The sequence below is a fragment of the Photobacterium sp. S4TG1 genome (genome assembly GCF_036040035.1).
In the GTDB taxonomy this organism is placed as follows: domain Bacteria; phylum Pseudomonadota; class Gammaproteobacteria; order Enterobacterales; family Vibrionaceae; genus Photobacterium.
Map to the genome: position 1 here is coordinate 59,417 of NZ_JAYXUH010000019.1, position 20,020 is coordinate 79,436.

Sequence of the window (20,020 nt, forward strand, 5' to 3'; positions counted from 1 at the left end):
ATATAGCTAATAACATTACACTAATAATTGCGCTAACCCACTGGCACGTTCAGTACGGACCTGCACACTTTTAGTAATAATGTCCATTGGTGCGTATAGGTACAACCGCGACTTGGCACGGGTGATACCGGTATAAATTAACTCACGGGTTAAAATAGGTGTGTACTCCGCAGGTAACACCATTAGCGTATCATCAAATTCCGATCCTTGTGATTTATGGATCGTCATCGCATACACCACTTCATGTTCAGGAATACGGCTCGGTAAAATACCGCGAATAGTACCGTCAGGCATTTCAAAATAAACCCGTAATCGACGTCGCCCACTATCGGCATCAATCTCAGGCTCAAGCATCGTCATGCCAATGTCACCGTTGAATAATCCTAATGCGTGATCATTACGGGTGATCATAATCGGACGACCGACATACCATGTTTCATCATTGGGTGAAATTCGACCTCGATGGGTCAATTCTTTTTCAATCCGTTGGTTTAAACCAACCACACCAAAGTCACCTTCACGTAAGGCACATAACAACCTGACATTCGCAAATGCTTTTAATACTTCAGCGGGTGTTTTATCGCTTTTTATTGCATCAAGATAATCAAGATAAAACGTCACTACTTGATTAATCATAGCAACGTACGTTTCACTACCTAATGGATAATGGTGAATATCTTTAAACCCTTGTTGCAAAACTTTATTTACTAGTGCTGGTTTACCTTGATTTATCGCTTTAGCTAACTGACCAATACCAGATAAGGCATGGAAACGGTAACTCTTTTGTAGCATACACAAACAGTCTGTCACCACACTTAAACCAATATTATTTGAGTGCAGATCAAACCCTGTTAATTGACTTAATAACTGACCTTGCTGGGCACTGTAACCTTGAGTTGAGAAAGAACAAATATCACCTAGCACTGCGCCAGCTTCCACTGACGCTAATTGATCTCGATCCCCCAATAAAATTAATTTAGCCCCTTGTGGCATCGCGTCTAATAATCGCGCCATCATCGGTAAATCGACCATTGAGGCTTCATCAACGACCAGTACATCAAGGTGAAGTGGATTATCTTTATGATGCCTAAACTCAACCCGATTTGGAATCGAGCCCAATAAACGGTGTAATGTGCTTGATTGAGTCGGAATCAAATCTTTAATTTGCTGTGGCACCGCCAATGATTTAATCGCCGAACCAATCGATTCAGTTAATCGAGCAGCGGCTTTACCTGTCGGTGCCACCAGCATAATATTTGGTTTATGTTCACCATTAGCTTGCATGACTAATGCTGCTAATAATTTAGCTACAGTGGTGGTTTTACCCGTACCAGGACCGCCTGATATCACCGCAAACTGACGTGTTAGTGCCATTGCAGCGGCCACTTTTTGCCAATTTAAGCACGTATTCGCTGGCACCAAAGTATCTAAGGGCTGCAAATCTGTAATTTGCAGCGCATGTTGTAAGATGCTATCAATCACCGTCCAATCAAGTTGCTGTGGTTTTACAATATTCAAAGAATCACAGGTTATTTGCTGACGTTGCTTAGGCTCAACAACACCTTGCAGTGCATGAAACAGATGACCATAACTTGGCTGAAATAAATCATTTAACGCTTGATGCATCAGGCTCAGTTGTTGCCCTTGCCACTGTGTATTATCGCTAACTTGACCTTGATTAGTCGCCATTTCCACAATTCGTTTTGCTACGGTTTGTTCAAATTGCCAATAACGATTAAGGTATAAACGTCCATGTTCAAAAACTAATGGGCTTGCTTGTAAGCCTTGTGATTGCACATTGGCAACAACATCAAATTGCACTAATAATTGTGCCCATTGACTTGGATCGGGCAATCCATCAATTAACGCTACTGATAATCGAGTTGGTAAACCAAATAAATGCTGTGAGCGCACCTGTTCAAGCTGAACACACACATGGCCTTTACCTAATTCGTAACTGACTAATGCAGCCATCAATGCCGCCAGATCTTGTTGCGATTGCGGACTATGTAACGCCACAAATTTAGCAAATTGATAATCAAGCTGCCGTAATCCACCTTGTTGAGTGAGCTTTTGTAAACGCTTAAGCATGTGGTAGCGCTCCTTTCATCAATAAATCCAATTCATCAAGTAACTGTTCACTTGGGCGCGCATAAAAAATACCACTGTCACTTCCTGCTTGAATACCGCGTAAAAATAAATAATACACGCCACCAAAATGGGTCTCATAACTGTAATTCGGTATACGACTACGTAAAAAACGCTGCAATGCCAATGCATAGATTTGATATTGCAAATCATAGCGGTGCTCACGCATCGCAGTTTGTAGTTGCTCACCACGATACACTTGCGGATCATCACCAAGATAATTTGATTTCCAGTCTAAAACATAATATTTACCTTGATGCTCAAACACCAAATCAATAAAGCCTTTTAGCATTCCACTCACGGTTGCAAAGCCTAACTCACCAGCTTTAGCTGATAGCGGATCATGTTTTGCAATGATCTTATTAAGTGCCACTGATTGTAGAATCTCAATCGGCAATAAAAATTCCATTTCCGTTAATCGTTGTGATGCGCTTTTATCCGCTAACCGCAACGTATCACCATCAAGCGCACAAGTTAATACATCCTGAATTAACTGCTGCAACACAGGTAGCCACGCTAATTCATAATTTTCTAGTTGCAGTAATTCGGTTAGTTTCGCGACGGTTTCAGGACAATCAACCGCAGCAGTAAAGTCAATTTCTTCAAACACAGTATGTAAAAAAGTACCAGGGCGCGCACCACGCGGAAAAGTATAAATAGAATATTGCGGCTCTAATTCTAACTCGCCATCATCACTCTCTTCGGTGACATTTTGTACTGAATCAATATCAAAACCAGGCAAATCTAAGCTACTATCATGGGCGGTTTGATGGCCTTGTTTGACTAAATTAGAGTAACTGGTCATCCACCAATTACGTTCAAGTGAGGTTGAAAACGGACGTTTTACCAAAGCTTGAGTAATATCATCTTGAGGCTGCCACTGGCTATCAAGAAGTTGTGGTGGCTCAGCGACCGTAATAGCAACTTGAGCTTCACTAAGTTTAGCTAAAGCTAATTCAAGTGCAGCCACGCCACCAGCTTGACCATTCTGTACTAAATGCCCCATTGCTGAGCGATGCAGCCCTGTCGGTTCTTTGGTGCTACGACCATTACGAATCGGTGCCATACCGACATAACACCCATAAACTGCACGGGTTAATGCCACATAAATTAAACGTAGATCTTCGGCTAATCGTTCTTGATCAGCTTTTTCTATTGCTGGCGCTTGTTTCGCAATATCAAGTACCGTGATGTTATCCACTTCATCGTGATATTTAACTTCACCTTTGCTATCAACTTCACGGTAACTACATACAAACGGCATAAAGACTAAGTCGTATTCCAAACCTTTTGATTTGTGAATGGTCACAATCTGCACCAAATTACGTTCTGATTCTAACCGCATCACTTGATCATCAGCATTACCGTTTGGTTCTGCTACATGTTCAGCTAGCCAACGCAACAGGGCATAATCGCTGTCTAGCGTCTGACTTGCCTGTTGCAATAACTCGCCAATATGCAACAAATCTGTCAACTTACGTTCACCGCCATCTTCGGCTAATAAGCGCTCTGCAATTTTATTTTTGGCCATCACACTGCGCAACATCGGCATCACACCGCGTTTTTGCCACTGCTGGCGATATTGTTTAAAACTATTAACCGCAATTTCCCATTCATTCTCATCGTTATTGAGTTGATCAAGTTCAAGTGCTGTGCGAGCAAACAGTCCAGAAGCTAACGCAGCACGTAGTATACGATCGTCTTCAGGGGTTAATACTGCTTGTAATAGGCGTTGAATATCGGCCGCTTCTGGCGTTGAAAACACACTATCACGGTTAGATAAATAAACACTGGCAATGCCTTGTTTGGATAATGCTTCGCGGACTAAGCGCCCTTCTGTACCGGTACGTACTAAGACCGCAATATCACCCGCAGCAATCGCATGCTGTTGCTCACCATCTAAAAAATACGCTTGTTGCTGTTGTGATTGAGTCAAAATATATTGAATTTGTGCAGCTGTTGCTGCGGCCATTGTCGTTTGGTAATTACCTTTCGTTATTGGCTTACCATCAGGGCTATCTTGCAACCAAAAGGTCAATGCATGTTGAGGTTCACCATTTAACCACCAGCTACGTTGAGCCGCGTTAGGGCTATGATCAACGGCTAAGAATTCAATATCTTGATCATAAATAAACGGACTGTCTGGCTGCTTAAAGACGCTATTAACCGCAGCAATCATATTGGCTGTAGAGCGCCAGTTAGTTGCTAATGTATAATGATCAGTTACTTGGCGACGAGCTTGAATATACGTGAAAATATCGGCGCCACGAAAGGCATAAATCGCTTGTTTAGGATCACCGATCATAAATAAGCCACATTCAGGATGATGACGATAAACATCACTAAAAATACCGTATTGCAGTGGATCGGTATCTTGGAATTCATCAATCATCGCCACCGGATATTGGGCGCGAATTTTACTGGCTAATAGATCATCGACATCATTATCAATCGCAGCGCCTAACTGCGTCAGTAAGTCATCAAATGATAACCACCCTTTACGCGCTTTAGCGTCAGCCAATAGTTGACGACAATGCTCAATTGCATGAGCTAATAATGGTTCACGTAAATTAGCCGGATTATCTAATAGTTCAGCAATAGCATTAAAAACCTCATGCTGAGGGGCATCACCTTTGGCGGTTTTTTCAATTAATGTCTGCTGATGGAAGCGAATCAAATTATCAGGTAGTTCATAACCAACGGTAGGTTGCGCAGCCCATGCGCTAACTTGCTCAATCCAATTAGGTAAGCTTTTTTTGGTATAACTGCGTTTATTGATCCCAGAATTAGCAATTAAAGCTTCAAGATCTGCTTGATGCTGACGCCACAACACTTTTACCTCATCAATACGCACAATGTTTTGCTGATGTAATTGCGCTAACGATTCAGTCATCGCCACCACTGACAATCGTACCGGTGCACCAGTTAAACTATTGCCAATTTCTTTTAATAATGCCGTGGGTGATGACCAAATATCACGAACTTCATGGGCCAGAGCTGGCGGTAAATGATAAAAATTACTGCGCCAATAGTCCGCTACGACAAGGTTTTTAAGCTGACTTTCATCGGTCACAAATTCATTATTAAATCGACTGCCCGATTCAAACGCATTTTGAGTGAGCATGCGCTGACAAAAACCATGGATGGTATAAATCGCCGCTTCATCCATCTGTCGTTCTGCTTGCAATAAAAGAGTTGCCGCTAATTTATGATCTGAGAATTCATTTAATAACGGCTCAATAACAGGATCACGGCTAATGCCGCGACTAAAAGCTAATCGCGCATCATGGATACGAGCACGAATACGATCGCGTAATTCTGCGGTGGCAGCCTCCGTGAAAGTCACCACCAAAATTTGATCCACGGTCAGCTGCTGTTGATGCCGAGTATCCTCACTGCCATGCGCTAATAATAACCGTAAATACAAACTTGCAATGGTAAATGTCTTACCTGTTCCTGCTGATGCTTCGATCAAGCGCGTACCATGTAATGGAAACGTCATTGGTTGCAGAATATTTGTTAGTACTTCAGTTGTCATTGTGTCACTCATCCCATGGTTGCAATATCTAACAACAGCACTAGCCTGATAGTTTTCAATTTCAGTAATTTAGCTCGTTATTATGTGACCCAACACTTATAAGTAAATATTGGCACCTAATATTCTGTTGTGTTCCTATATTGTGAGAACTTACTCACGGTTTATACGACGGTGGTTAGTTAGTATCAGCGCCAGAAACTTGGTCACCTCTGGGCCTGTGGCCGCACAGCAAACACCCTACAACTAACAATGATTTGCTGGCGGCCACACTACTTCACTACCGCGTTATTCTGGCTTAATTTCTTTACTGTTCACCACTACCGCTTGCAGTACCAATGCCGCTAATTGATTTGCTTCTTGTGCCACATCGTCATTCCATTGTGGCCATACTCGCTGAATGTAATTATCACTGCCTTCTCCTGCAAACAAGTAACCATCGTTAAAGCATTCTGCCATTTTTGTTAGGGCTTTCTGTTCGGTTTCTTCATCACTCTTCCAACTACCATCACGGCCGATATGGGCTTGTATCGCAGCCATCGCAGTTTTAGGAAAATACGCTAAGGGTTGATTTAAACCTTGGTAATACAGTTCAAGTAATTGCTGTAAATAAGCCAGTGCTTGCGGCGCTTCAATCGTTTGTAATTCAAACTGCTTATCTGTACCAATAATATGGGTAACCTGTTGAGTTTCAGGCACCGATATAGCCAAACACAAATGATCAAGCCAAGCGGTAAGAAGATCTTGCGGGCGAATTTTGCCAGTACGATAACGTAAAAGACCTGACTGATAACGCTTTTTTAGCCAGCCTTGTAAAACAACTTTATGCTCTGCTACTTGCAGTGTAATGGCCACTTCTTGATCTGCTAATGGCGCATGAATCAATGGTTCAATCACTTCAGTTAAGTTTGTCACCGCCTGGCGGCTAGCCGCTAAATCCAAATCGCCAAATGCTGCAACAGGTAAATTACCCGCAGCACGCTGCTCTGCTGCAAACTGATTATAAATGACATCAGGATCGGTATTTTTCAGTTTGGCATCTAATAATAATTCCAATAACTGATCACGAATCACATAGCTTTCTAAACCGTTAAGCACAAACGGCTCATCGTCTTCTAGTAACCCCATTGGCGCTTCAAAATACACTTTAAGACGACGGTTAAAGAAATAGCGTACCGGTAAACGCCAAAAGCGCTGCAATTCCGCAAGATCTAAAATCATATTGTGATCATCTGCCATTGGTTCAGCCGCAAGTGCATTAAGCTGAAATGGCGCACTTGCCTGACCATCACGGTTAGCCGCAGGTAACCACTCAACCGCAAAACTGGCATCATCACCAATAAATGCATTAGGACTAAACGGTACTAATGGATGATGTTGAACTAACTGTTGTTTGATATTGTTTGCAGAAATATCAACAGCGAGCGGTTGATCGCCTGCACAGCAATAGCCTTGTTGGCAATACTCCACCAATTCACTAACCAAAACAGACGGTACTTTAGGGGCATTATCTTGAATCGAACGCCCAACATAGCTGATATATAATGTTTGTTGAGCCGATAACAAGGCTTCTAAGAATAAGTAACGGTCATCATCTCGACGGGAACGATCCCCAGCCTTAGTACGACCATTCATAAGATCAAACCCTTCAGGGGCTATGTTACGCGGATAAGCCCCATCGTTCATTCCCAATAAACACACCACATTAAAAGGAATTGAACGCATCGGCATCAGGGTACAGAAATTAACTTGTCCGGCTAAGAATCGTTGACTAACACGTTCACCAGAAAGCTTATCTTGCAAATATTGTGTTAATACTGCAGGTGTAATCAGCCCTTGATAACCCGCATCTTGTAATTGTTGGTGCAACCGCTGCAAGTTATCGCGAATCGATTTTAAAATTAACTCACCTTCTAGCTCAACCGCAAAGAAATCATCCAATAACTGATGTAATAACTCCGCCCATTGATGAACCGTTTGTGATTGCGCTAACGCACTGCGGTATTCAATTAAGCTATCAATAAACCCGGCTAATTGCCCAGCAAGTTCGGCATTTAACCCTTGTACCTGCTCATAAGCAGAGATCCCTGCAAACAGCCCAGTATCATGTGGCATTGCATAACCTAACAGCATTCGCTGAATACCAAATAGCCATGTATTTTGCAGCTGTTCAGGTAAATCAAATTGACTGGCAGTGTGTTGATCAAGTCCCCATCGAACACCCGCTTCTTCAATCCATTGTTTGATTTTTTCAAAACTAATGCTATCAAAACCAAACTTTTCCATCACCGCAGGTACTTCTAGCAACTCCAATAACTCAGAGGCATGACAGCGACTTTCAGGCAAGGTGAGTAAACGCAAAAATGCCAATAAAATCGGATTTTCTTGCTCAGCTGTACGGTCAGAAATAGAGAAAGGAATATAACGATTACCCGGCGCATTACCAAAAACGGACTGAATTGCGGCACTGTAAGCATTGATATCAGCCACCATCACAATCACATCACGCGGTTTTAGCGTTGGATTCGCTTCAAACATCGCCAGCAATTTATCATGCAGTACTTCCACTTCCCGCATCGGACTATGACAAGCGTGAATAGTGATCGACTGATCATCAGATGTAATAGGAAATTTATGCTCACTAGAATCAAGTTGAGTATCGTCTTGACGATCTTGAAGGTTTAAAATATCTGCTTGAATAGCATGTAATAACGTATCTGCTTCAATATCAACAAAACCCGCATCGACTTCATTGACTTCCATGGCTGATAGCAAATAAATATTATCCCGACCAAGTTTCCCCATTGATGCTAATAAGCTATTACCAACAACATCATTATGCATGTCATCGTCATAATTATTTTGATCGTTGTCTTTTAGTACCGATAGTAACGCTTCAACATCATCAGTAGTGGCGAGATTTTGTAGCTGTACTCGCTGTCTCGCCGCTAAACGTGCCAGATGTTTTCGATCGCGAATATCACCCCAATAATATTTACACGGGTTAGTAAACATTAAATGAACATCAATATGCTCACCAATCGCGGCCAAGGCATCTAAATAACGTGGCGGTAATGAAGAAATACCAAACACAAACAATCGTTGTGGTAATCCAGCAGCCAGTAACGCCGCCTTACCTTCATTACCAGAATAATTGTTCAGCGTTTCAATAAAGTGATCGTACAAATTAGCACGATGATACGGTGATTGTGCTAAGGCTAAAGTTTGATCGTAAAGCGCTTGCCATAAGATCGGTTGCCACGGATGCTCATCATTAAGCTCTGCGACGGTTTCGCCCGCCTCCCATTGCTGGATCCATTCTGGGCGATACACTAAATATTGGTCAAAAATATCGGCTATTTTTTCAGACAGTTGATAACACTTCAGCGAGTCATTATCGTTTTCTAAATAGCGCTGTAGTGGTTCAAATTCAGGTTGATCAAACTGTTGAGGTAATACCTGCATTAATTTCCATGTCATCGCTTCTTTATTAAATGCACTTCGCTCAGGCACATCAGCCAAAACTTGAGTAAACATTTTCCAAATAAAGGTCGCAGGTAATGGAAATTCTATATTTGCCGCCACTCCAAATGATGTCGCTAATTCCATTTTTAGCCATTGCGACATACCTGGACTTTGCACCAGAATTTGCTCTTTTTCAAACGGATTAGCCAACGGCTGTAAGCGGATCAACTCAACTAATAATGATTTAAGCAGATCAAGCTGATTTGAATGATAGACAGTGAACACGCAGATATTCCACAGCAGAAAAATAGATAATCAAATTGTCTACCATCACTGAGATACTGTAAATAAATACAGCTTAAAAACACCCAAAAGCACCACAATTAATATCAATACGTTGTATAAATACCAATAAAAAAGCCCAGCCAAATTGACTGGGCAACACACTCAACATTTATGGGTACAACAAGACACTCGTGAAATTATTGCACCATTGCTATCAAATGTTGTGTGGACAGATTTCACTGCGTTGGAATAATCGACTCACCGGTCGATAAAAAGCTAAATAGCGAATGGCTACATAACCAATAATGATACTGGCAACATATAATTCAATTGTTGCTAAACCATGAACTTGAGCGACATAGTGAGCATCAAAGCCATAGTTCTTCATCCAAGCCGCGGTTTTAAATAAAGCTGTCGCACCAATCGCCATCGGGAAAGTAAAGGCCGCATAACCTGGGCTAAACTCTAAGCGTAATAATCTGAAAAAGGCTAAGTAGATAACCGCTGTCATTAACACCGCAATTCCCCCTAACAACGCAACAATCACAGGTGACGGTGTTGCGGTAATAGTCAGGTAACCCGCCAAAGATAGACTTGCAGGCGCAGCCATAATCGCAATGGTCGGTTTAGCACCATCAGGCACTTCATCGCGGAACATAAACCGATAAATCATCATCGGTAACATCACAGCATAAGCAAGCATACCAAACATCAATAATACATAGGCAAGGGGATGTAATGCTGCCACTCCTGGAAATGACACATCAGCAACAATAATACCAATCGGCGGCACGAACCAACTCGGTACCATATGATGTAAATGGAAATCACGCGCACGGTGGAAAAGGAATAATGCTAAGAAAATAACATGTAGTCCAACCGCAAATAGCCAGATATATACACCGACAGTGATCGAGCCATAAACACTCACGGCTTTTGATACCACCATTAATGCCATCGCAAATGTGGGTACGACACTACCAACAACATGATGAGATAAATCACTCCACAATAGTTTTGGATGCACTAAAAATTTAGCCATTAAAATGAGTAGCATCCCTGCGGCAATCACCGCACCGGTAATCTGTCCATAACCATGAAGTTGGGCACCATTTTCCCAACACCAAAAAATACTGCCAATACCTAATGCTAATCCAGCCATAGGTGTCGGTGCGCCAGCTAATTTTCTTTTTGTTGCTGCAATCATATTTTTACTCCGCTTGAATGATAGCAATAGCGAATTATTGTTTTGTTGCTTGCAGTATACCTGTTTACCTTTGTTTATAATAATTGAATATATTTAAAATGGTGTTAAGATTACTTTAACCAAAAGACGAGCGAGATTCAGCTTGTATTTTTAATGAGGTAATGATGAATATAGCGTTAAAACAGCTCAAAGTTTTTGTAACCGTAGCGCAAGAAAAAACAATTACCGCCGCCGCAGAAAAATTATTTCTATCAAAGCCAGCTGTGAGTATGGCGCTCTCTGAACTCGAAAAACAATTGGATCACAAACTGTTTGATCGCAACAATAATCGCTTAATAATCAATGAACAAGGAAAACGACTATTGCCTCTTGCTGATGAACTTTTAGCCCGTTCAAATGCGATTGAAAATTTATTTGATCAAGCAGGCCCATTAACTGGTCAATTAAAAGTCGGTTCAAGTGATACCGTAGGCAATCAAGTAACCCCTTTTTTATTACGCGACTTTAGACTTGAAACCCAACATCGAGATCAAACATTATTTATCTCAAATACCGCTCAAATCTGCCATAAACTAACAGAATTTGAATTGGATGTGGGTTTAGTTGAAGGCAAAGTACAACACTCAGATCTTGTTGTTCAGCCCTGGCTCAGTGATCAAATGGTGATTGCCTGTCATCCACACCATCCGTTAACTCAAATTGAAAATTTACAACTGTCAGATCTTGAAAATTCAGAATGGGTATTAAGAGAGATAGGATCTGGCACACGTGAATTCTTTCTTAATCGTATTTCACCACGATTAGATAAGTGGACAACGTCATTTGAGTTAAATACAACGGAAGCTATCATCAATTGCGTCAGTGCTGATTTAGGGATTACTTGTATTTCTCAACGAGCGATAACGCATGCGGTTGAAGAACAACGTGTTGCTATACTAACGGTTCCTCTTGATATGAACCGTCAGTATTGGCTATTGTATCATCAAGAAAAATATCAAAGCCCATTATTAAAGTTATTTTTGACATTTAGCCAACAGTGGCAATTTGATTAAGCGCGATTATCACCCATACTAAAAGCAATAATCTGGCTGATTTGAGTTATTGATCGGCCCGATTGTTGTTGCCAATGATTAAATGCATTCTGCGCTGCGCGTAACGATTTTAACGTATCACGACCACCATCAATAATATCTGTATGACGTAAATAAGCTTCCACATCTTGAGTAAATAAAAACGTATCTTTACCTAGCCCGCGCAAACTATAAGCGCCTGTTTTACCGCCTAAACGGCAACCATGCTTTTTAAGATATAGCCACAACCCAACAATATCTTGTTCAGGCCACTCTGCAACCATGGTTGAAAATGAACCATATTCTAATGCCACTCTATGGATCATATTCGCATTTTCTGGAATCGACATCACCTTCTTCAAATCTCGAATAATAGAAGTATCTTGGGCTTTTCGCTCCCACATTTCAGTTGGCATCAAACCCATTTTTTCAATATCAAACTCAAAAAATGCTTGCTCAAAGGCTGGCCACTTATTACGTACGACTTGCCAGCGAATACCACACTGAAACACTTTTTGCGTAAATTCAGCTAACCAACGGTGATCAGGAATTAATTTTAATTGCTCATTATTCAATGGCGTTGTTAGTAAATTTTCTAAATTTGATTCACCGCCCTTTCTTTCAGCAGCACGATGATAAATTTGGTTAAATTTTTCTCGAGTCATCACATTCACACGCTTAGCACTAGACTCACTCACCATACTACTGTATAAGCGACCAGTAAATAAATTTTAGGAGAGGATGACCATGGCAGTTATCGTCAAATATGTAGTAGAGCGCAACGGGGAAGAAAAGATGACTTTTACCTCTAAATCCGAAGCCGACGCATATGACAAAATGCTTGATATGGCGGATGATATGTTTGCTTTATTAAGTGAAAGTGACTTATTTGAAGATGAAGCAAAGCAAGAAGAACTGTCGATGTTCTTAGCGCAAAAGCGTGAACAAGTTTTAGTTGCTTTAGGCGCAAAAAAAGCCAAACCAGCACCAAAAGCAAAAGTAATAAAACCTGAAGTTGTTGCCGATGAGCAGCAGCAAGACGCCGCATAATTTTTATATTATTCAGTTTGTCGTCGAAAGCCTCCTAATGGAGGTTTTTTTTCGCTCAGACTCTCCCCTCAAATATCTTTCCATCAATACCTTTATGGACAAATATCAATTTCAAAAAGAAGGGTATTATGTCCGTTTTTCGTTAATAAACTATCATTTTGCCCTGATTATCAGTTCAGCTCTTCTCTATTTTTGTAACTGTCTTTATGATAGATAAATTAGCGGTAAATCATCAATTAACTTATAGAGGCATCATCGGCTTTAGTTATTGGTGAACCTATTATTTTAATTACCGCATTGTATTATTTTATTTGAAATGGAGAACAGGTAATCATGTCTAGCTTTTCACTTGCCCTTGGTACTGTCACTAAAAACCGTGATGGAAAAATTATTGAAGCGTTTTTCCCAACCCCAACGCTACATCCATCTGAGCAACTTGTAAAAGACATTGCGGCTATCGTAGATTATCACGGTGGTAACCAAGCGATTGAAGTTACACCAGAGCAATGTGCTGCGATTGCATCTGCATTTGAAGATGCAAATGATGAAGTAAGCGCACAATTTGCAGCTAAAGCAACATTGTCTTCACAGCCTCTTGTTATGGTTATGCTTAAAACAGACATCTCACCAGTATCTGTTGCTGAAGGTTTCTTAAAGCTACAACTGATCTCTCACCGTTTAGTGAAACCACACGGTTTAGTCCTTGATGGTATTTTTGGTTTATTGCACAACATTGCATGGACAAACCAAGGTCCTATCGACTTACCTGACCTTGCAGAACGTCAAATGGACGCGCGTCTTAATGGCGAAACTATCACTGTTGATTGCGTAGATAAGTTTCCTAAAATGGTGGACTACATCGTACCTACAGGCGTACGTATTGCTGATACATCACGTGTTCGTTTGGGCGCACATGTTGGTGAAGGTACCACTGTTATGCATGAAGGGTTCATTAACTTCAATGCAGGAACCACTGGTGTAAGTATGGTTGAAGGCCGTATTTCTGCAGGTGTTGTTGTCGGTAATGGTTCTGATATCGGTGGTGGTGCTTCAATTATGGGTACACTATCAGGCGGCGGTAAAGTCGTGGTATCCATTGGCGAAAATAGTCTTTTAGGTGCTAACGCTGGCCTTGGTTTCCCACTTGGTGATCGCTGTACTATCGAATCAGGTTTATACGTTACTGCCGGTTCAAAAGTACAAATGCTAGATGCTGAAGGTAAAGCCGTTGAAACAGCCAAAGCACGCGATCTTGCTGGTAAAGCAGATTTATTGTTCCGTCGTAATTCAATGACGGGCCAAATTGAATGTTTAACCAACAAAACAGCAATTGAATTAAACAGCGAACTGCACAGCAATAACTAATTAATGTCTGCAGTCCAATGATCGTCAACGGCCGCAATGCTGCTATATATTGGTATAGCGAATAGCATCGCGGCCGTTTTTAATTATGCTTTAGTCTCGAGTTGTGGCTTTTTCTTAATAATATAAATAAAGGGATTCGCAAATGAGAATTTACTTCCCTGAGTAGTTAAGCGCTTATCTCGCATCGCTACTAATACTTCTTTTTGTACTTTAACCAAAGCAAAGAAGCGCAACATCATAAAGCCAATTAAAATCGGTAAAAACACTGAACCCGCTTCATTTGACTGCAAAATAAAACTGATCGCCATCCAACCCACAATCATCGCGACTAATAAATAAAAAGACGCGGTTTTCAATTCAATTCTAACTTCTGAATCCGTTTCATTACGCTGGAAAAAAAATTTCACTGGTTGTTCCCTAAAATCAATCTATTGAATTTCATTTTTACATAATTTCCTAGGCAATAATATTAACAAAATCACCCCATGCTTACATTTCACGCCAACAACAAAAATATTTCATCACTATGATTTACAATTCTAATCAACCACACAAAGTAAAAAAATACTCAACCAACATATATGCAACCTAAACAATGCTTTTTATGCATGTAAATACATATATGTTGGTGCTATTTTTTATAAAGTGAATTTATTAAAACAGTATAAAACGTTCTGTTTTTAGTCCACAAAACCTAACAATAAAAATTTAAATATCTTTGATTATGAAGTTGGTTAATGATGACTAGTATAGATAAAGCAAAAAAAGGGGGGATCAGCATATTCGCGTTGGCAATGTTAAATATCGTTGCTGTTGTGAGTTTGCGTGGTCTTCCAGCAGAAGCTGAATACGGACTGAGCTCCATTTTTTATTATATTTTTGCCGCCGTTGTCTTTTTAGTTCCCGTTTCGCTGGTAGCCGCAGAGCTCGCTACTGGTTGGTCCGAAAAAGGCGGGGTATTTCGCTGGGTGGGTGAAGCATTTGGTCCACGTTTAGCGTTAGTTGCTATTTTCATGTTATGGATTGAAGTTACTGTATGGTTTCCAACCGCACTGACTTTTGGTTCAGTATCACTTGCGTTTATGGGTCCAGATCAATCATGGGACCAAGCATTATCCCAGAATAAATTCTTTGTACTTGGAATAGTCTTAGCGATTTACTGGTTAGCTACTTTTATCGCTTTACGTGGTACAGCAGCGTTCTCTAAAGTTGCTAAATGGGGCGGTTTAATTGGTACGGTTATTCCTGGTATCGTGTTAATTATTTTAGGTTTCTCTTACCTATTCTTCTCAGGCCGTCCACCACAAGTGCAATTATCTTGGCACGATGTGATTCCTGACTTTTCTAACTTTAATAATGTTGTTTTAGCTGCCAGTATTTTCTTGTTCTATGCCGGTATGGAAATGAACGCTATTCACGTTAAAGAAGTTGATGACGCGCCACGTAACTACCCGATTGCGATTGCGATTGCTGCGATTGGTACTGTATGTGTATTTGTACTAGGTACACTGGCTATCGCTTTTGTTATTCCTCAAAAAGACATCAACTTAACTCAAAGTTTATTAGTCGCTTACGATGATATGTTTGCTTGGGCGGGTATCAGTTGGGCAGCGCCAATTATGGCAGCATGTTTAGCTCTTGGTGTACTTGCAGGGGTTGTCGGTTGGGTTGCTGGTCCTTCATCCGCATTACTTGTTGTTGCTAAAGGCGGTTATTTACCTCGCTTTTTCCAATATACCAATAAACACGGTATGGCAACGCACATCATGATGGTACAAGCTTTCTTGGTGACCATTATTTCAGTTGTATTTGTAGTATTACCTTCTGTTCAAGCTGCTTATCAAATTCTAAGCCAATTAACAGTCGTACTTTACCTCATTATGTATCTGTTAATGTTCGCTGCCGCTATTCACTTACGTTACAGCCAACCAAACCGTCCTCGTCCATATAAAATCCCTGGTGGTGATATGGGCATGTGGATTATCGCAGGTGTCGGTTTTTCTGGCTCATTACTAGCGTTCATCTTCTCTTTTATTCCACCAAGTCAGATTGCGGTGGGTAGTCCTGAAGAATACGTTGGCTTCTTAGTCATCTTAACTGTGATCTTCGTATTAATTCCATTGTTCATATACAAAGCTCGTAAGCCTCACTGGAAAGATCCAGCAGTGACTGACTTTGCCCCCTTTACTTGGGAAATTGAAAACGTTCACCCTGGTGTTATTAACCCATCAGACAAAATTACTCATACCTTGAATCAATAGCGTTAAGGATGCGTCAATGTCACAACTAAATGAAAAGCTTGCTGTCGTTATGCAGCAAGCGCTAGACGAAGCAAAAACAAATATGGCAGGCGACAATGCCTCCTATATTCCTTTTTTAGCTTCCGTACCATCAGAATTAACAGGACTGGCTTTCGTTTCTGTTACTGGTGAGGTGATTCAATTACAAGATGCTGGTTATAAATTTGCGATTGAGTCTATTTCAAAAATCATGACGCTCGGGTTAGTGCTTGAGCAATCTGGAGCCGATGCATTACACAGTAAAGTCGGTGCAGAACCTACTGGCATGCCATTTAATTCAGTGCTTGCTCTTGAACTACACCAAGGTAAGCCCTTAACCCCCCTCGTCAATGCGGGCGCTATGGCGACAGTGAGTTTAGTTAAAGCGACAGATAAAGAACAACGCTGGCAGCAGATTTTACATTTCCAATCACTGCTCGCAAACAGTGCGATTACGCTCTCTGATGAAGTGAATCAATCTGAGCAAACCACTAATACTCATAACCGTGCTATTGCATTGTTATTAGAGTCATCTGGTCGTATGTACTCAGAGCCACTTGAAGCTTGTGATGTTTATACTCGTCAATGTTCCACCCTATTTAATGCGGTAGAACTAGCAACAGTAGGGGCAACACTGGCTAATGGCGGTAAAAATCCATGTTCAGGTGAACAGTTAATTCAACCTCAAAATATTCCTCATATTCTTGCAGAAATGGCGATGGAAGGTCTTTACGATACCTCTGGCGACTGGGCATATGATGTTGGTCTACCCGGTAAAAGTGGTGTTGGTGGTGGTTTATTAACAGTGATACCCAACATTGGCGCGCTCGCCGCATTTTCACCACGACTTGACCAATTTGGCAATAGTATTCGTGGTCAGCAAATGATCAAGCATGTTACCCAAGCAATGGCTTGGAACTTATTTAGTAGTAAGCAACATTAAGGTAGGAAGAAAATTATGGCTCTTCATGAAGTAAACCGTCAATCCGAAAATGATCCAATCTTTGGTTCAGAAGCGATTAATAACGTTGCGGCAACTACCAAGCTACCACAGCAAGAACAAGCACCTAATGTGATCTATCAAATGATTCGCGATGAACTTTACCTTGATGGTAATTCACGCCAAAATCTAGCAACATTCTGCCAGACATGGGAAGAAGACGAAGTTCATAAATTAATGGATTTATCTATTGATAAGAACATGATAGATAAAGATGAATACCCTCAATCAGCAGAAATTGAAGGACGTTGTGTCCATATTTTAGCGGATTTATGGAATTCACCTGAATCAGTCACTACCGTTGGTACCTCAACAACAGGTTCAAGTGAAGCCTGTATGCTTGGTGGTTTGGCTGCACTTTGGCGTTGGCGTGAAAAGCGTCGTGCACTAGGTCAACCAACAGATAAACCCAATATGGTTTGTGGTCCCGTTCAAGTATGTTGGGAAAAATTTGCTCGCTACTGGGACGTAGAAATGCGTGAAACTAAAATGGATGAAGGGCATTATTTCATGACCCCTGAAGACATGTTAGAACTAGTTGATGCTAACACCATTATGGTTGTGCCTACTTTTGGCCAAACCTTTACAGGATTATACGAAACCGTAAAACCATTATCAGACGCACTAGATACTTACGAACATGATACTGGTAACTCAATTGATATTCATGTTGATGGTGCAAGTGGCGCAATGCTAGCCCCTTTCTGTGCCCCTAATATTGAACCTTGGGACTTCCGTCTTGAGCGTGTAAAATCAATCAGTACTTCTGGCCACAAATTTGGTTTAGCACCATTAGGCTGTGGTTGGGTTGTATGGCGTAATAAAGAAGACCTACCTGAAGGGTTAGTATTCCACGTCAATTACTTAGGTGGCGATATGCCAACCTTCGCTCTAAACTTCTCTCGTCCTGCTGGGCAAATTATATCTCAATACTATAATTTCCTACGCTTAGGCTTTGAAGGCTATCAACGTATTCATAATGCAAGCTATGATGTATGTGAGTATTTAGTCAAAGAACTTAATAAATTTAATTTGTTTGAATTTATTTTTGACGGTAACCGTGAAAAAGGGATTCCAGCTATTTCATGGCGTCTAAAAGCGGATGCTAACGTATCCTTCTCACTTTACGATCTTGCTGATCGTTTGCGTACTCGTGGTTGGTTAGTACCTGCATATACCTTACCTGCAAATGCTCAAGAAATTCTCGTTCAACGTATTTTAGTTAAACAAGGTCTAACCATTGATCTTGCTAATCTATTAATCGCTGACTTTACCCGCTCTATTGAATTTCTTACTTCACATGCAGCCTCTCAATGTACTGCTGAAGATGTAAAAACATTTGATCATAGCGGTCGATAATATTTTCTAACCTCACGTATAAACATCATAAAAAAGGTCGGATTTCCGGCCTTTTTTTATTTTTGAAAACACTATCACCATTTTTACTCTCTGGTATGAACACCACTGCATGTTAGTATCAAGTTTAAATTTATTCCCGTGATATTAATATGTTATAGGCTTATTTATGCTAATTCACACCATTGAGATTATCTGTATCGTTGCCTTTGCATTAAGTGCTGTAATAAGTGAAGCTAACATAGGTAAAGATATCGTTAGTGTCATGGTATTAGGTTGGATAACGGCACTTGGTGGCGGTACTGTACGAGATATTATTCTCTCAACGGATCAAGTCTTTTGGATCAGAGATCCCTCTTATTTTTGGACCGCATTGATTACCTCTTTTATCGGCTTTTTCATCGCCCCTCACCTTCGTAAAATAAAAGCTGAACGTTTGATTGTTGTACTCGATGCCACTGGAATTGCGATGTTTTCCGTACTCGTCACTAAAAATATGGTTGCTGAACATTATGCGGGTTATGTTGCAGTTACTATGGGAATGATCACGGCTGTCTTTGGTGGTGTATTGCGTGATGTTATTTTAGCTCGACCAACAATGTTCAATAACACTGAATTCTACGCCAGCCCGGTCATTATTGGTTGTTACCTTTATATTCTTCAAACCAAATTTTCAATTAATCCTAATATTGCTACTTTAATCAGTATTAGCTTTATTATTATTGTAAGAATGTACATTGTGATCAAAAAAATTACTTTTCCTAATTGGTTACTCTTAAAATAATCATTCTATGCCGTACTACTAATCAATGGATTATTCGTGCTTCCCTTTCAAGATGACAAATGATAATCCACTCTATAATTATCATTTCCTACAAGCGGAAAAAAACTGAATCTTTCGATTTAATTTTCTTAAATGAATGTGAAGCGGACGGGACTTGCCATAGCTAACTTTACAACCAGAGCATCAGCGCGTCCATTACCCATAAAATAAGAGTCATGACAGGCCGCTAAGGTTCCTAATAAAAAGTTAATCAACTGAACTACCACTCCGTAGTGTCTATTCAGCATCATTTTACTTTTAGGCAGACGAAAAAAAAACTGAATCTTTCGATTCAGGTTTCTTCAATAATGTGAAGTGGACGGGACTTGCCATTCCGAATATCAGCGCGCCCCCCGGCGTGACTGGCCGCTAGCTTCTCAATAAAAAGTTAATCAACTGAACTACCACTCCGTAGTGTCTATTCAGCATTATTTTAC

13 protein-coding genes are annotated in these 20,020 nt (G+C 40.7%); 7 read left to right on the forward strand and 6 right to left on the reverse strand.

Annotated elements, in window-relative coordinates:
* Nucleotides 1-15: 15 nt before the first annotated feature.
* From recD to VXS03_RS17495, 4 genes are all read right to left on the reverse strand, one after another.
* Nucleotides 16-2,091, reverse strand: coding sequence for an exodeoxyribonuclease V subunit alpha (gene recD / locus VXS03_RS17480; protein WP_327765160.1), 2,076 nt, complete (start codon nucleotides 2,089-2,091; stop codon nucleotides 16-18).
* Nucleotides 2,084-5,686, reverse strand: coding sequence for an exodeoxyribonuclease V subunit beta (gene recB / locus VXS03_RS17485; RefSeq protein WP_327765161.1), 3,603 nt, complete (start codon nucleotides 5,684-5,686; stop codon nucleotides 2,084-2,086). The genes recD and recB overlap by 8 nt, the downstream gene beginning before the upstream one ends.
* 285 nt (nucleotides 5,687-5,971) lie before the next feature.
* Nucleotides 5,972-9,433 carry an exodeoxyribonuclease V subunit gamma gene (gene recC / locus VXS03_RS17490; RefSeq protein WP_327765162.1) on the reverse strand — a complete coding sequence of 1,154 codons (3,462 nt, stop codon included), beginning with the start codon at nucleotides 9,431-9,433 and terminating at the stop codon, nucleotides 5,972-5,974.
* A 214-nt stretch (nucleotides 9,434-9,647) separates the two neighbouring features.
* A complete protein-coding gene (locus VXS03_RS17495; protein WP_327765163.1) occupies nucleotides 9,648-10,640 on the reverse strand; it encodes a TDT family transporter in 993 nt (330 codons plus the stop codon).
* A gap of 164 nt (nucleotides 10,641-10,804) precedes the next feature.
* Between VXS03_RS17495 and VXS03_RS17500 the strand changes: the two genes are divergently transcribed.
* Entirely contained in the window at nucleotides 10,805-11,692 is an 888-nt protein-coding gene (locus VXS03_RS17500; RefSeq protein WP_327765174.1) for a LysR substrate-binding domain-containing protein, read from the forward strand.
* Here the strand turns inward: VXS03_RS17500 and VXS03_RS17505 are convergent.
* The gene (locus VXS03_RS17505; RefSeq protein ID WP_327765164.1) at nucleotides 11,689-12,375 is read right to left on the reverse strand and encodes a DNA-3-methyladenine glycosylase I; all 687 of its coding nucleotides are present in this window, start codon (nucleotides 12,373-12,375) and stop codon (nucleotides 11,689-11,691) included. The two genes, VXS03_RS17500 and VXS03_RS17505, sit on opposite strands and share 4 nt — an antisense overlap.
* Before the next feature lie 82 nt (nucleotides 12,376-12,457).
* Here VXS03_RS17505 and VXS03_RS17510 point away from each other — a divergent pair, with 82 nt between their 5' ends.
* Complete coding sequence (locus tag VXS03_RS17510) at nucleotides 12,458-12,760, forward strand: YebG family protein (protein WP_327765165.1); 303 nt, start codon at nucleotides 12,458-12,460, stop codon at nucleotides 12,758-12,760.
* A gap of 333 nt (nucleotides 12,761-13,093) precedes the next feature.
* Nucleotides 13,094-14,125 carry a 2,3,4,5-tetrahydropyridine-2,6-dicarboxylate N-succinyltransferase gene (gene dapD, locus VXS03_RS17515; protein ID WP_327765166.1) on the forward strand — a complete coding sequence of 344 codons (1,032 nt, stop codon included), beginning with the start codon at nucleotides 13,094-13,096 and terminating at the stop codon, nucleotides 14,123-14,125.
* A gap of 83 nt (nucleotides 14,126-14,208) precedes the next feature.
* Here the strand turns inward: dapD and VXS03_RS17520 are convergent, their stop codons facing one another.
* Complete coding sequence (locus VXS03_RS17520; RefSeq protein WP_327765167.1) at nucleotides 14,209-14,532, reverse strand: hypothetical protein; 324 nt, start codon at nucleotides 14,530-14,532, stop codon at nucleotides 14,209-14,211.
* A gap of 330 nt (nucleotides 14,533-14,862) precedes the next feature.
* Here VXS03_RS17520 and gadC point away from each other — a divergent pair, with 330 nt between their 5' ends.
* The 4 genes from gadC to VXS03_RS17540 all read left to right on the forward strand — a co-directional run bounded on the left by gadC (nucleotide 14,863) and on the right by VXS03_RS17540 (nucleotide 19,544).
* The gene (gene gadC / locus VXS03_RS17525) at nucleotides 14,863-16,386 is read left to right on the forward strand and encodes a putative glutamine/gamma-aminobutyrate antiporter GadC (protein WP_442957463.1); all 1,524 of its coding nucleotides are present in this window, start codon (nucleotides 14,863-14,865) and stop codon (nucleotides 16,384-16,386) included.
* Between the two features lie 16 nt (nucleotides 16,387-16,402).
* The gene (gene glsA / locus VXS03_RS17530) at nucleotides 16,403-17,347 is read left to right on the forward strand and encodes a glutaminase A (protein WP_327765168.1); all 945 of its coding nucleotides are present in this window, start codon (nucleotides 16,403-16,405) and stop codon (nucleotides 17,345-17,347) included.
* A gap of 15 nt (nucleotides 17,348-17,362) precedes the next feature.
* Entirely contained in the window at nucleotides 17,363-18,763 is a 1,401-nt protein-coding gene (locus VXS03_RS17535) for a glutamate decarboxylase (RefSeq protein WP_327765169.1), read from the forward strand.
* Nucleotides 18,764-18,929: 166 nt separating this feature from the next.
* On the forward strand, nucleotides 18,930-19,544 hold the full coding sequence (locus tag VXS03_RS17540; RefSeq protein ID WP_327765170.1) for a trimeric intracellular cation channel family protein: 615 nt from the start codon (nucleotides 18,930-18,932) through the stop codon (nucleotides 19,542-19,544).
* The last annotated feature ends 476 nt before the right edge of the window (nucleotides 19,545-20,020 follow it).